The 16,016-nt window shown below is 38.3% G+C and carries 5 protein-coding genes and 1 pseudogene (1 of these 6 running past the window's edge); all 6 read left to right on the top strand.

Annotated elements, in window-relative coordinates:
- Positions 1-323 precede the first annotated feature (323 nt).
- Positions 324-1,727: a hypothetical protein gene (locus tag A2536_00825; protein ID OGF45766.1), complete on the top strand. Its 1,404-nt coding sequence runs from the start codon at positions 324-326 to the stop codon at positions 1,725-1,727.
- Positions 1,728-1,873: 146 nt separating this feature from the next.
- On the top strand, positions 1,874-2,074 hold the full coding sequence (locus A2536_00820) for a hypothetical protein (GenBank protein OGF45765.1): 201 nt from the start codon (positions 1,874-1,876) through the stop codon (positions 2,072-2,074).
- Positions 2,075-2,297: 223 nt separating this feature from the next.
- Complete coding sequence (locus A2536_00815) at positions 2,298-5,168, top strand: hypothetical protein (GenBank protein ID OGF45764.1); 2,871 nt, start codon at positions 2,298-2,300, stop codon at positions 5,166-5,168.
- Positions 5,169-5,302: 134 nt separating this feature from the next.
- The gene (locus A2536_00810) at positions 5,303-6,541 is read left to right on the top strand and encodes a hypothetical protein (GenBank protein ID OGF45763.1); all 1,239 of its coding nucleotides are present in this window, start codon (positions 5,303-5,305) and stop codon (positions 6,539-6,541) included.
- Between the two features lie 309 nt (positions 6,542-6,850).
- Positions 6,851-7,954 (top strand): hypothetical protein, encoded by a 1,104-nt coding sequence (locus A2536_00805; protein ID OGF45762.1) that lies wholly within the window; start codon positions 6,851-6,853, stop codon positions 7,952-7,954.
- A pseudogene (locus A2536_00800) lies at positions 7,881-16,016 on the top strand (hypothetical protein); it runs 42 nt beyond the window's last position. The gene A2536_00805 and the pseudogene A2536_00800 overlap by 74 nt, the downstream one beginning before the upstream one ends.

The following is a 16,016-nucleotide window of genomic DNA, read 5'->3' as shown; positions in this document are numbered from 1 at the left end:
CGAGAAGTTTAAAGGAAAGAAAGAGTTGTTCCGTTCACGAATTGCGGGCTCAGAGCTTCCAAAGAATCTGGCCAACGACTTTGACAAGCTCCTTATTGAAAGGTTTAACCGCCTGGAATTGGAGTAATGGAGCGAAAAAATAAAAGTCGCTGTCCCGCTATTCTCGGTTTCAGTCTTCTGCCTTTCGAAAGCCTCGTCTTCTGAAAAGCATTGAAAAATATTCTTGACTTAAATATTTGTTAGCGTACAATTAGAAATAAGCTACAAGCAAAGTGGTTCCGGCAAATAGCATATTTTTCTCTTTTTCAGAAAGAAGGCTTAATTTGAAAGATTTTACTACAGGCAGTATTCCAAAACAGCTAATCGTTTTTGCGCTTCCTCTCCTGCTTGGTAATTTCCTGCAAATGGCAGTGGATATGATGAACATGGTATGGGTAGGCAGGATTATCGGGCATGAAGCTATTGCCTCGGTGGCTACTTCCATGCCTATAGTTTTCTTTCTTATCTCGATTTTGATCGGAATGAGCATAGCCGCCAATATAATAGTAGCGCAAGCCTTCAGTACAAAAAATTATAAATATATGGAAAAGACGTTTGCGAACTCCTTTATGGTAAGCGTGGCGCTTTGCGTGATTTTATCCGTACTTGGCATAGTTTTTAGTAAACAACTGCTCACCATAATTAAATGCCCGCCTGAAATAATGCCGCAGGCAAATTCGTTTTTCAGAGTAGTCCTGATCGGTCTGTCGTTCAATTTTATCTATAACTGGTATTCCGGCATTCAGAGAGGTTTGGGAGATTCAAAGACGCCGCTTTATATACTTATTTTTAACGCAGTGCTTAACCTTATATCCGTACCGCTTTTGGTAATGAAGTTTGGGCTTATCGGTGCTCCTATCGGCAACATTATTTCAGGTGTTATAAGTCTTATTGCAGGTTACTTCTATGCCAGTTATAAAAACCCCTTCTTCAATATCCGGGAGTGGGACTTTACTGTGGAATGGAGTATAATTAAAAAGCTGTTTACTATAGGTGTTCCGGCATCGCTTCAGATGGTGATCACTTCCATTGCGGGTTCGGTCATCATGTCTTTTGTGAACGGATTCGGAACTATTGTTACCGCATCAGCAGGGATTGGCCAGCAGTGCGACCAGCTTGCCTTCCTTCCGTCTATGGCCGTCGGTTTTGCCGTGACTTCCATGGCCGCCCAAAACATCAGCGCAAAAAAGTATGACAGGGTGCAGGAAATATTAAAATACGGAATAATCCTTTCATGTTCTATTGCCGCCTTCTTTACCGTCGTTATCTTTTTCTTCCCCGAACAGATAGTTTCTTTCTTTAATAAAGACCCTTTGACTGCGGCGCTTATTGTGCCTCATGCGGTTGATTATCTTAGGATTGTCTGTTTCACCTACATCGGCTTTGCACTGGTTTTTTCTTTTATGGGGGTTGTAAGAAGCTCCGGCGACACTATGGCTATTCTTATACTTACTTTTATCTCTGCCGTTATATTCAGGATACCGCTTACCTGGTTCCTTTCTCAAAAGACCCCGCTGGCGGAGAGAGGTATCTGGACAGCCATACTGATAAGCACGTATGTGACCCTTATCCTGAATTACTTTTACTACAAGTCCGGCAGGTGGAAGAACAGAAAATTACTCAGCATTCCCGGCCGTATCGAAAGAGTGAAAGCAGTAGAAGAGCAGGAAATAGAAATACCCAAGTAGAGATTTTGATTGTCAATGGCTGCTGTAGAACGAGAAAAGTGTGATAAAAACCATGATAATTGTGTTAGTATATTCTTGAAACTCAAAAATGAAGTTGCTTTTGGATATAAGCGGCTGAATCATTTTCGCGCCGCAAGGAGAAAAATATGTTGAAAGTGGAAAAGACAAATGCCGCAAGTGAAAAATATAACGAGATCCATTATATTAATCTTGACCTGGTAACAAGGGTAAAGTTCACGGTGGATAAAATTGAGTTCATGTCCGGCAGTACTGAAAGCGCCACCTTCACTAAAAAAGAGGTTGGAGATGCCCAGTTCGAAAATATTAAATTACAACTGGAGAAGTAATGAACTCCGGCTGTCTTTAATTCCCTTCTTCTCAAATCCATCATGCCCGCCTTCGGAGAGGTCTTTTGAAAGCTGCTTTTGCTAACCCTTTGCGCCTCTGTTTCGGTTTTTGTTATTTGCCGAACCTCCGCGCCTCCAAGCCTCCGCGCATCTCTACGAAAGATCCGCCCCTCTGCTTTAATCTCTTCCAAACAATCATTATTTTTGTTATACTTTAAATGCTATGGCAGATAAAATATTAGAAAGGATAAAAACAGGAATCTCCGGTCTGGATGAGATTTTAGACGGAGGTATTTATGAAGGCAGTTCTATTTGTTTGGAAGGGCCTCCCGGAAGCGGTAAGACCGTATTAGCCATGCAGCTCATAGCAAATATCAACCAACCTTCCTTATTCATTTCTTCGTTTGATACTGAAAAATCCTTATTAAATTACTCAAGAAGCTTTGGCTGGAAATTAGCTTCCCGCATAAAGCAAAAATCTTTGTTTGTGTCAGATAATATTCCGGAAATATATAATAGCCTGAGCGATTTAAAAAATAGTTCTATTATTAAATTTATAGAAAATAATAAGATAAAAGTAGTAGTTATCGACAGCGCAAACTCATTTTTTGAAATGTCCGGGGATGCAGGCAGGGTTCAGAATGATTTCTTCCTGTTTTTAAAACTGCTTAAGGAAAAAGATATAACCCGTGTCTTGATAAAAAAAGAGAACACTCTTGATAATCTGGATTATATTGCGGATATTATTGTAAAGATAGAGGCAAAAAAAGAAAGTATAAGAAAAACAATGGAGATAACAAAAAATAACGGAAAAATAGTATATAGCGGAAAGCATTTAATGAAGATAACAAGCAGCGGCGTAAGGGTATTTTTAAATACGGATGCGTTAGAATTAAAATTGAAAGATGTAGAATCGAAGTTGTTAAGAACGAGAGTAAGAACAGGGATACAAGGTTTTGATGAAATGCTGCAGGGCGGATATTTTGAAGGTGAAAGCAGCTTGATTGAGGGAGGAAGCGGCACAGGGAAAACACTGTTTGGATTAAGTTTTTTAAGAGATGGAGTGAAGAGAAAAGAAAAATGCCTGTATGCGGGATTTAATATTAACAAAGAAAGGATGATCAATACTGCCCGTGTGGCAATGTTAGATGAATATTATCTAAAAGAGTATAAAAAAGGCGACCGGTTGGATGTGTTTAATATAACTTCTGATATATTTATAGAAGAAATACTGGAACAGCTGGATTCAATTGTAAAAGAAAGGGATATAAAAAGGATTGTTCTTGACGGAATAGATCTTTATAGTAAAGACGAAAAAGATCTTTACAAAATACTGGGAATAATCAGAAAAGTATTTACAGGCAAGACCTCGGTTATATTATTAGATGCTGATATTGAAAACACTTTTAAAAGTAAAACATATTTCGGGATATTTGATAATATTATTTTTTTAAGCCAAAAATATATAATGAATAGCTCGCATAAAATTGTTTCCATTATAAAAGCAAACGATAAAAACTTCGAAAATATCTCAAAAGAAATAAATATAAGTCAGAATAATATTGAATTGACAAAAATGAGCGAGTTTGCCAATACCGGTTCTTTAAAAGATAAAGGAAATAGTATTATCAGGATAATAACTTATAAAGACAAGCTGGTTGAAAGTATAATAAATGAATACAATAAGAGTAATCCGGATATTAAAGCAGAGATATTAAATTTGCCGATAGGCTGGTTTGACAATAAAAACATTGAAGAAACTTTAAATCACGATGAAAATATAGGGATATTTTTATGTAGCGACAGGAACATTCAATATTTGATAAAAGAAAATATGGTTATAAGCCTGGAGGGTCATTTAACTAAAAATGAAAAACTGGAATATTTTGATACTGCGCTGCAAGGATGCAGCTGCGACGGCAATATATACGGCTTGCCTGACGATATTAAATGTGAGTTAATGGGATATAGAAAAGATTTATCGGTCAAGTATGGATTAAAGGCTCCGGAAACATGGGAGGAATTTATCAATCAGGCAAAAGATATTGTTAAAAAGGAAAATAACGAAAAATTAAAGGGAGCAGCCTGGGGCGATAATATATATAATAAGTTTTTGGTTTTACTGTTTTGTAACGGCGGAGAGATATATAATGAAGAGGGGGAAATAGATATTACAGATAAGTCATTCGTGAGTACATTAGAATTTATGTATGATATGAAATATAAGCATGAAATATTGCATCCGGATTACCCGAAAGGTTATGTACACGGTTTTGTATACGACAGGGATGCTGTGTTTTTCTTTATTAATTCGGCTTATGATTTTGAAGAAGTAATATCCAAAGGTGATATGGATTTTAGCTGCTACCCTTTAGGTCCGTATGGAAAAGAGAAAGTGTCTTTGGTCTCTTCGCATTGTTATTCGGTTTCAAAGAAATACAAATATGAAGAAGAAGCAGTAAAATTATTAAAATATTTTACGAGCTTCAAAAATCAAAAAAAAGTGGAGCTGTCGGGCGGGGGCTGTGTATTTCCGGGAAGAAGGAATATATGCTATGATCCCGGGATATTGGAAAAAAAAGATATTTATAAAAGAGCGGATGTATTAATAGAAAATATTAAAGTAAAGTATTTGTCTCAAATAAAAAACTGGGATAAGATATCTCCGGTATTAAAAGAAGCAGTTATGAACTCTTTGGACAAGAAAATAAATCCGCATCAGAGCCTGAGGAATGCTTCAGAAATTATAAAAAGACTGGATATAAAGCCGGTGCAATCTACAATAGTAAATATGACCATATTTTATTTACAGGACAATTTGGAAAAAAAATTGACCTTGAATAATATAGCCGATAATGTAAGTATTTCTGTTTACTACCTGGCAAAGATATTTAAAAAAGAAACAAATAAAACAGTATTTGATTATCTTGCCGTCTTAAGGGTAGAAAGGGCAAAAAAACTATTAAGAGATGTCAGATTAAATATAGGGGAAGTCAGCGTAAAGTCGGGATTTCCTGATCCAAATTATTTTGCCAGAACATTTAAAAAAATTGCAGGAATCACCCCTTCCGAATATAGACGTAAATCAGTTTAAAAATACCAGCCAGGTGCTAGCAATACCAATACAATGCTAATAATAACAATAAAATGCTATTTACATTTTGGAAAAACGAGTTATACTTATAATGTAATTAACGACAAAGATAAATCTGATTAAGGAGATGACACATGGCCGGGACTGAAGGCGGTATAGATAATAAAAAGTTAGAAATCCCTCAATTATCCTGGTCATCAAAGTTCATTCTAACTAAGGCGGATGACGACTGGCAATCCTTCTCTGCAGCAGCTCCAAGGGAGTATGAAAATACCGGTGAAAGAGTTGATCTTAAAAAAGTAATTAATAATATTATAGAAGATGCCGTAAGAGCTCCTTCAGGTTTTAACCGCCAGCCTTGGAAGTTTGTTTTAAATGAAAAAAGCAATTCTCTTGATATTTATATGAAGAAAGCAATAAGTTATCTTGATCCTGATAATATAGGCGTCTATATTTCAATAGGTGCCGTTATAGAGAATATAAGAATATCAGCCGGGAATAACGGGTTTAGTACATCATGCGAATATTTTTCTAAAAAAGAAGAAAAATGTTTAACAGCCCGTATAAGGTTTATTAAACTAAAAATAGAAGAAGATGGACAGGATTTATACAGTTGTATAAATAAAAGAGCAACTAACAGGCGGCCTTTTATCCCGTTTAAGAAGATTCCATTAAATATATCGGATTATTTAAAAGAAGAAGGGAGTATAAGACAAAATTCCAAATTAGCCTTTATTTCCGATAAAAAGGATATTAATAAGATTGCGGTAATTGCAAAAAAAGTCGATTGTATCAGATATGGCAATATGAATATGCATAAAGAGTTTTTCTCAAAAATACATTTCAGCAAAAAAGAATCCGGGAATAGAAAGGGTCTTGATAAAAAACATTTAGGACTAGGGTGGTTAGGCTGCCTGTTTTTTAGTTTTTTAAAACCCTGGAAACGTATGAAGTTTCTCAATAAATATATAAAAATGAATCATCTGATGGCTCTAAGTACTTACTTCTTGGTCAAAAGTTCGGCAAGCATAGGTTTCTTGTACAGAGAAAATTCAACAACCGGGGATTTTGTAAAAGGCGGAGAGGATTTGGAGCATCTATGGCTTGCTGTTACTAAAAGCGGATTATCATTACAGCCGATAGGCTCTCTTTTGGTATTTTTTGAAAGAATAAAAAAAAGTGAAAACAATGGTTTTACCGTAGAAGAAAACAGGGTACTGAAAAGTTTATACGAAGAATTTAAAACAATATTTCCGGTGTCAGATAAAAATGGACTGGTGCTTGTTTTTAGAGTAGGTTACGGTTTCCGGTTAAAAGAGCTGTCTCTAAGACGGCCTGTAAAAGAAGTATTAACCCTTGATGTCCAATATTAAGGTCTGAAAATATCCGAAAAGATAACACTAAAGTAAGGCAGGGCACAAAGAGAGGAAGCAATGAACAAGATTAGGAGTATTATTGTTTGCTGTATAATGATTGCCGGGTATTTTTGTTTTTCAAAGACGGCTCTTTTGCTGAGTATAAGGATACTGTATCCATATCCGGCACACTAAATTATCGATTGTATCAGTGAAATCCTAAAGCTTTGCAATCTCATCAAAAGATCTGCCAATTATGTTAGGCGGATCATCGAGGGATCCGCCCAATATAACTGGCGGAGGTGGAATCTTTTTCAAGGAGGAACGATGCGTGCTTGGTGCTGTAAATGCAAGCTAAATAAAAATAGCTCGAGATCTTGTAGTTGCTCGATTCCCTCCAAAAAGATTGGCGGGCAAAAGTATCGAGCCTGTAAATGTCTGATAAATCAGGCAACTACATTGATACCTTTTTGTTTTTTCCTTATTACATTCCTGTCATCCACTCTTCCAGCCGGTACCGGGACAGAAAGTTTACAATTCCTAAAAATAAAACCTTCCGCAAGAGTGGCAAGTATTGGAGACGGTTACGTAGGCTTAGCGGATGATTCAAATGCCAGCTTCTACAACCCCGCAGGTCTTGCAAGGTTAACAACTCCGGAAATCTCCCTCATGCATCTGGCATACATAGATGAGACCAGCTATGAATACGCATCCGGTGTTATCCCTGCCGGAAAAAATATGACCCTTGGTTCTTATGTAATATATTTGAACTACGGAAGCATAACTAAAACAACAGAGGATAATACGGGTGTATATTCCGGAACCGCGGGAGCTTTCAACCCGAATAATATAGCCGGCGGTCTTTCGATTGGATATAAATTAGGAGAAAGTTTAAATGTTGGAGCCGGTTTGAAATATGCGTCAGAGGATATAGACGGAAGCAGTGTAAGCGGAATAATGGGAGATGTGGGAATATTATATAGAATAGAGGGAGTAGGTATCGGTGCATCACTCAGTAATATAGGCGGCAATGTAGGATCAGATGTCTCTCCAATGCTGGCAAGGTTAGGATTATCAGCGAAACTTTCAATAATGAGCGATGACGACCTGACTGTAGCTTTAGGCGGAAGTTATATACTCGCAAGTTCAAAAACCGTAGAAAGCGTAGGAGCTGAGTATTGTTATGATAACTTTGTAAGCGTCCGCGGAAGTTATGGAATAGGTTATGACTTAAACAATGTAAATGTAGGAGCCGGAGTAAAACAGAATCTGGAAGGCATGATCTGCAGCCTGGACTATAACTTCAGTCTGTTCGGCGATTTAGGAAGCGCGCATAGAGTATCGCTTTCTGTAAAGTTTGGAGAAGAAGGGAAAAGAAGTAAAGGAAGTAGTGGAAGTAAGAGAAGTAAAAGCAGTAAGTACAGGAGATGAAGCAAAAGAAGAAAGTAAAGTCTGGTCGCCAGGCTTTAGGGCGGAAAGTAAAGTAAGGGAAGAAAGAACAGAAAGAAAAGGAAAATATATTATGAAAATAATTGTACAACTTCATAAATCACTAAAATCATTATTATTTATTTATTTTTTCTCACTTCGTTTCTTTTGTCCACCTAGGTGGATTTTGCAAAGAGTTATGGTTCGATATTTAAACTTTGCTCAACTTCCTTTGCTTTTCCTGCTTTTCTTGCTTCCCTCCTCGCTTCGCTCGGATGATTGGCCTACGGCCATGCATGACAATTATCACTCCGGAAGAAGCGCGGATGTCGTGGTTCCGCCTTTGGCGTTAAAATTTAAAAATTATGAGGCAACAGGCAATAAAGACGGGTTTCCTGTATATAGCAATGGTTTATTGCATGTATTATGGTCTAATGCCCAGGATTTATATACATATGATATAGATGCCTCTAAGGTTGTATGGGGTAATGACGAGGTTGGTTTATATACAAATATATTTTATCCTGTAGTTTACGATAAGTATATTTTGGGTACGGACGGGCATGAGGGAGGATTTAGGATATACGAAAAAGCAACCGGAAGAAAAACATTTAATGTTCCTGCGTATGGAAACGGGAAATTAGGCGGATACACTTACGATAACGGATGTGTTTATTCACTATGGTGGTGTGAGGACAGCAGTAATATGGTCAGCAATATGATATTTTGCTCAAAAGTCTTTGATGATGGTACAGCAGATATGTATAAATGGGAAAGAGATAATAGAGTGGGAAGTTTTCAATGGGGCAGTGAAGTCAGCCAGATGTACCCGTTAATTCGAGACGGGGAATATAGTTGTATGAATGAAACAATGGCGATACCGTGTCTTGTTGGCGATACAATGTATATTGAAAGTGCAGGGAATTTACATGCCATTGATATGAGAACAGGAAGCAGCAAATGGTCAAAAGGGACATTCTGGCAGTATTATACATCAGTTGCGTATGAAAATGGGAAATTGTATGTAGGAGGAACACAGGGAAAAGGGGGTACTCAGTGGGCTACGGGCGGTGACAGGTATACGCCTTTTACTATATATATGAATTGTTTAGATGCAGCGACAGGAAATGAAATATGGAAATACCAGTATGATACGGTACCTGATTATAAATATTTAATAGGATATTATTCCGGAATGACATCACCCATAGTGAGCAACGGAGTAGTATATTTTGGCGGTACAGATGGGGCTTTTTACGCGTTGGATGCGAATACTGGAAGTTTAAAATGGAAATATAAGACAGAAGAGTGGTTTGACGATACAATAATGCCTGCGCTTTCTGGAAATATAGTATATTTCGGAACGAAAGGAAAGACCTCTTCAACGCAGGATAAAAAAGACGGAGTATTTTACGCGTGTAAAACGGATACAACCAGTGTGAGCGGAGAATGTGTCTGGAAATATGTAAATCCAGACGGCCGGGGATTTGGAACTGTGATAGTAGCAGATAACAAGGTTATGGTAACAGGAAATAAAGGGTATGTGTATGCGTTTGAGAGCCAGCCTGCGGCGGTATCATTGATACAAAGACCAAAGATAACAATGCCGTTAATAGTGAAGAGCGGGAATAATGCAGTAATAGAATGTTCAGCGACATCTTCTGCAAGCGGATGGACAGCTAAATTGAAAAAACTGGCAACGGAGGTTAATTTATCTGTAACGCCTGTTTATGACCCGACTAAGTGTAAATGGAACCTTACAACCACAATACCGTCAGATACGCAGGAATGTTTGTATGACCTGTATATAACCTGTAATGAAGCGTCTGAGGTCTCAAAAAATTCATTCAAGGTTGTAAAAGATTACAAGTCAAATTATTATTATATGCATATCTCAATGACCGAAGGAAATCTGGAAAAATTATTGGATCAATCAAATATTGTTAACCCTGAGTTTATTATCGTAAGCGGTAATCTGGTTCCCGGTGGTTCCGAGTATAATTTTAATGAATTTTTAAACACTATAACGAAAAGTGATGTGCCTGTTTTTGTGGTACCGGGAGATACGGATTGCTACGGAAACAGTGATTCAGATACACATAAGTTGTATGAAAGAATAATTGGACCGAGATATTACAGCTTTAATTACGGAAATCAAAGATTTGTAGGTTTGGATACAACAGATGTAAACGGCAAAATAGGGAATGAGCAGATGTCCTGGCTGGGAGCTGAATTAGCGGGAAGTTATGATATGAAGACGATATTTTACAATAAAGACACAGGTCAGATAGGAAGTATATGCGATGCTTACGGAGTTGACACGGCGTTGAGTTTTGCGGCGGATGCATCAACTACAAGCGGAGTAACCCCGACAAAATATATAAAAACAAATGCATTGATGAGAGTCTCATATGGAACAACTAAATATCCGTTTTTCAGAGTAGTAAAGGTTGGGAATAATAAGGTTACATCATCTTCCGTAGAGCCGCAGAACTGGGACAATCCGAATTTAAAAATAGCGGTTAGTTATAAACCAAAATATGACGGATTATCGACAAATGACGGTAATGTTAGCGTAAATATTGGTCAGGTAGCAAACGGGCATTATACAATATATGATAATATATGTATAAAATTCTGGATGCCGAAAGATACGTCATATATAGTTCATAACGGAGAGTTGTTTACTGTTATAGATAATGGAGATAACACAAATATATGTTATGTGAACTCCTTGGTAGATAGAGCTCCTTCATCTCCAAGATATAGTGTTGGAAAGAAAAATATAAGCATAGGCGCTGCAAGTATTCCAAACAGCGCAATAATGTATTACAGTGATAAAGATCTTACCACGGAACTGCCGGTGTATGTAGTCGACGGATCGCTACTTTCAAGGATTTATGCAAAAGAAGGTAGGACGTATTTCAGTGTGTTTACAACGGATGGAGCCAACTTACCGAGTTATAAATTAGACCAGCAAGGCGATCTTGACATTTCCTCCGGAGTACTGGAGAAGATGGATAGCACGGGATTATTTTACAGGGGATATTATGATGTAACGCGGGATAATGGCAAGGAGTATAAAGACGGTGATGCTTCTGTATATGTACTTACAGACGGAAAGATATCGGTGCCTGCAATAGGAAATATATTCTCTGCGAAAACAAAAATTCCTGAACCATATTTTAAATATTGTAAAACAGGTCCAACTGCTGTTACTGTGTCCGGCGAAGCAATAGTTGTTATGACTATAGACTATGATTGGCATTATGACAAAGGAGTGCAGGTTTATAGAAAAGAACTTCCCTTGGGAGATTGGCAGTTGAAATATACTCATCAGGGAACAAGTAATTACTTTACATATTCTGATACAACTGCAGTAAACGGTACAACCTACAGTTACAGATTAAATCAAAAGAATGCATTAGGTGCCTACGGTCCATATACAGATGAATATGAAGTAACGGCAGGGAGCACAGTAATAAGCGGAACAGCAGTTACAAATATTGCGAATACTAGTGCAGTAATAAAATGGACCACAACTGTTCCGGCGACAACACAGGTAGAGTACGCTGTATATGCCGGCGGTGGTTATACTGCTTTTACATACTCTGATGTTTCGAGGTGGTCAAATATTAATATTACGGCTGAAGACAGCAGCCTGGTAACAACCCATAGTGTGACGATAACAGGACTCAATCCCTCAACGATATACGGTTACCGTGTAATATCAAAGATAGCCGGAGGTGGAGTAAGTACATACGGGGGAATAAAGTACCCGACTTTATCATTTACGACAACTACAAACAGCGCTTCTATAGTATCTTTGCAGGGAGTTCCGGCATCTCCAAAGGTTCTTCCGGGAGATATAAGTACTGTTAATATATATGGAATAGACGGTACCGGGACAAGATCGAGTGCATTTCCATTTGGTACAACGTTGAATTATTCTGTTACCTCCGGAGGCGAAAGTGTAAATCCGGCATCAACGGTAAATGCGTATTCGACGGTATTAACAACAGGATCTAATGTAGGAATTAATACAGTAAAGTCGATTAAAACAACCGGGACACCCCTTACCTGCACAACTGATGTAGAAGGAGTGGTACCGGATCATTATAAGGTTGCAACAACGTCATTAACAGTAAAAGCAGGTGAACTGTTTAATCTGACACTAACGGCGTACAGCGATGTTGCCGAAAATGTGGTCTTGCCTATTACAACAACAAATATAAATCTGAATTTGACTGCTGTAATGGGGAATAATCCCGAGGCAAACGCAAGCAGTATTTTATCAAATCCTTTGGGATCTTTAATTGAAGGGATTGGAACAGTAACAACGTCATATGCAATAGTTGAAACAAACGGTATAAGAGTAAAAGTAGAAGATGTAAAAGGAAAGACAGGAATAAGCGATGTAATAACAGTAATAGCAGACAGCAGTAAACCTCTGAAAGCAGCAGGAAGTTTGAGCAAAGAACAGGCAACCTCCGGAGAAACAGTTACCATAACAGGGAAGATACTTGATATATATGGGAACCAGATAACGACTAGCGGGACTGTGATAACTTTTAATGTAACGCAAGGAACCGGTACTTTAAGCAGTTTAACTGCAGGGACGGATAGCAATGGAGAGGCAAAAGTAAATCTAACATTAAGCGGTAGTAATCCAAATACGGTAGAAATAACCAGCGGCAGTTTGGCTAAAGGAACTGTATATGTGAGGACAAATGCAGTTAGTTCCGTAACCGTAACGCCGTTAATAACGTCAGTGAAAACCGGAGGGGGAACGGAGGTAGATGTATTGGTAAAAGATGGAAGTGATGTAGTAGTTGCAGGAACTACCGTTACCATAAGTATATTATCCGGAGCAGGGAGTTTAAGCGCTAATATAGTAATAACGGACACAACCGGAATAGCAAAAGTGTCTTATGCCGCAGAAACAACAGCGGGAGCCGTATGTACAATAAAAGCAGAGACAGGCGGGATAAGCGGTACTGCAATTATAAATACGGTTTACGGAGATATAGATCATTATAAGGTGGAAAGTTCTGTAACAACATCATTAATAAATACTGATTTTACATTGACGATAAGCGCGATGGATAAATATGAAAATTTGGTGGCCAATGCAAGTAATACTGTTGATCTTATCTCAACCCCGACAGGATTTGAAGGAAGTACGGCATTAGGAACATTATCAGTAATCTCGGCGGTTTTAGGCAGCGGAACGAAAACGATCACAAATGAAAGATACAGCAAAGCAGAATCAATAAATATAAAAACAATTGATAGTAACGGTAAATATGGACTTGGCGGGAGTATAAATTTTACAAGTAATATTCCCGTTTCAATTAGTACGGCTGTGTTTAAGTATGGGAGTATGACAGCAACAACAATATGCACCGGAAAACAAGTTAAAGTATTTGCGTATATAAAAGACGCGGCAGGAAATCCCGTAGGCGGGACAACTGTGACTTGTAACAGCGGCGGAAAAGGGACACTTGGAAGCACAGTTACAGTGAGTGATTCTTCAGGGAAGATACAAAATACATATACGGTAGCGGATGGTGTATGTACAATAACACTGACAAGCGGAAGTATAACTTCTTCAACTGCCATAACCGGTGTGACTCCTGCAGAAATATATGTGGCGGAAGGGGATACTATAGTAGCGCCTTCATCAGGATATGCAGTAGTAAATATAATTATTAAAGACGGGACCGGAAAATTAGTTCCGTTTGCAACATTAACCCACGCAATTACTACGGGAACCACATTAACCTCAATAGAGCCGGCATCTCCAGTCATAATGGATTCAGAAGGAAAGACGCAATTAGGATTTAGGTTTTCAGCGGCAGGTACTAATATAGTGAAATTAACCTGCGGTTCTGTTGTAAGGAACATAACGGCAAAAGAAGTGAGTAATAATATATCTATGTATCCTGCCAATGGTATTTATAATTATGCTGTGAATTCAACTGTCTCCTTAATAGCCATATTATATAACAGCTTATCTCAGCCTGTTCCAGGAGAGGTAGTGAATTTTTCAATTTTATCAGGAGGTGGCAATTTAAGCGTCTCTTCAGGTACGACAAATGCAACAGGCGCTGTTTTTACGACTTTAACGCTTGGTTCAAATCAGGAAGAGAATAAGATTATAGCGGAGTATAACGGGTTAAAGCACCAGGCGGGGATAATCTGCAGTGTGAAACCGGGTAATATAGCTGTTTCATTGGATAGTCAAACAATAGCAAGCGGAGGGACAACAAAGGTAAATGCTGATGTACTGGATATAAATGGAAACAGGGCCTCAGGAATGATAGTAAATTTCTCGGTGTTATCCGGTCTTGGAAGCTTAAGTTCTCCGACTGCTAAAACTGATTCTAATGGAAAAGCCTCTGTGGTATTTACTGCAGGTGCGGCAACCGGGAATACTGTTATACAGGCAAGTGCCGGAGGAATATCAGGGACTGCAACAATTCAAACAGTTGACGTTTTTGATTTACAGGTGTCGGCTAATCCTTCTGTTGTATTTATTAATTCAGGGGCTTCAGATATAAAATCAGTTGTAAAGGATAGTAACGGATATCCTTTAGGCGGGTCGGATGTATTATTTAGTGTTGTAAGCGGTACAGGTAAATTTGTCAATTCATATTATGATTCCGGCTGGGTTCTTCGTACAGTTACTGTGACTTCTTTAACTATCAAAGCGAACTCAACGGGAACATCAATAGCTTCAATGTTTACCAATATTACAGCAGCCGGGGATAATATAATAAATGTGAGCTGTAATACTTTAACAAAAGCTATAACTGTAAAAAGTATAGACACATTATCCGGATTAAAATTAAAAATAACAGCGCCTGCATGTTTAGCAACATCCACTCATGCGTCTGCTGAAATATATGTTCAGATATTAAATAATCTGGGAGAAACAGTGGCTGCCAAAGGAGTAACGATTATCTGCAATTCAACGGGTGGTAGTTTTAAATATCAAGTTGGATATGGATATCCTCCAACTTATGCAGCTACTTCACCATTAACATTAACAACGACTTCCAATGGGAAAGCATATTTATTCAACAATGCAAGTGGTTTAAACAATACCGGATTTGATGCAGTGGCAGGAAATAATACTATTACCGTATCCTCGGCAGGAATGACTTCTTATTCAGTAGGAATATTGGGGACAAGTGTAAATCCATATACATTAACTTCAAGAGCAGAGCCAATAAGTATAAAACCTTTGTCAACTTGTAGAATAATAGCAAAGATGGAGGCAGGCGGAGTTTCTGCCGAAGGAAAAAGCGTTTCGTTTTCAATGGGCAGTTCATATGGGTCGTTACCTGAGAAGAATGCATGGTCAAGTACATTTGACACAACTACGGATTCCAACGGAGAAGCAAGCTGTCTTTTAGCGGCTGTTGATAATCCTGATTATGATTACATAGTAAAAATTCAGAATGGATCTAACGGGACCTTGATAAATTTTGTAACAGTGTCGACAACAAAGACCACGATAGATAGTTTCAGTGTTGAATCTTTAAATAATTTACTTATCAATCAACCGTTCAGTATGAAAGTAAAGGCGTGCGATGTAAACGGAGGGCCTGTAAATCTGACATCTCCGGTTACGGTAACAATCAGCGCGGTACTGGCATCAGACGGAGTAACCCCAGGAACAGGAACTTTGAATGTATCCACAACCATTATATCGAATAATATAGACAGCTCTATCACTTTACCGGCAGTTACATACAGCGCGGCAGAGAACATAAAGATAAAAATAACAGGCGGCGGAAAGAGCAGTTTAAGTGATGCGATACTGTTTACGAAACCCGCGAACAGTATCAGTATGGTATTATTCCCTACAACATGTGTGGCCGCTCAGGCTGTATTAGTTGACGGCACGATAAAGGATGTAGATTCAAAAGGAGTAAGCGGGAAAAGTTTAACAATAGTGTCAAGCGGCGGAACCTTGGACAGAACAATCTGCATAAGCGATGTTGACGGTAAGTTCAGTTTCATGTTAACAACGCCGGCCTCAATAGGAACAACAACA

It is taken from the genome of Candidatus Firestonebacteria bacterium RIFOXYD2_FULL_39_29 (assembly GCA_001778375.1).
Lineage (GTDB): Bacteria > Oederibacteriota > D2-FULL-39-29 > D2-FULL-39-29 > D2-FULL-39-29 > D2-FULL-39-29.
The sequence above is the reverse complement of the archived record's forward strand: the minus strand, read 5'-3'. Positions and strand labels throughout refer to the sequence as shown.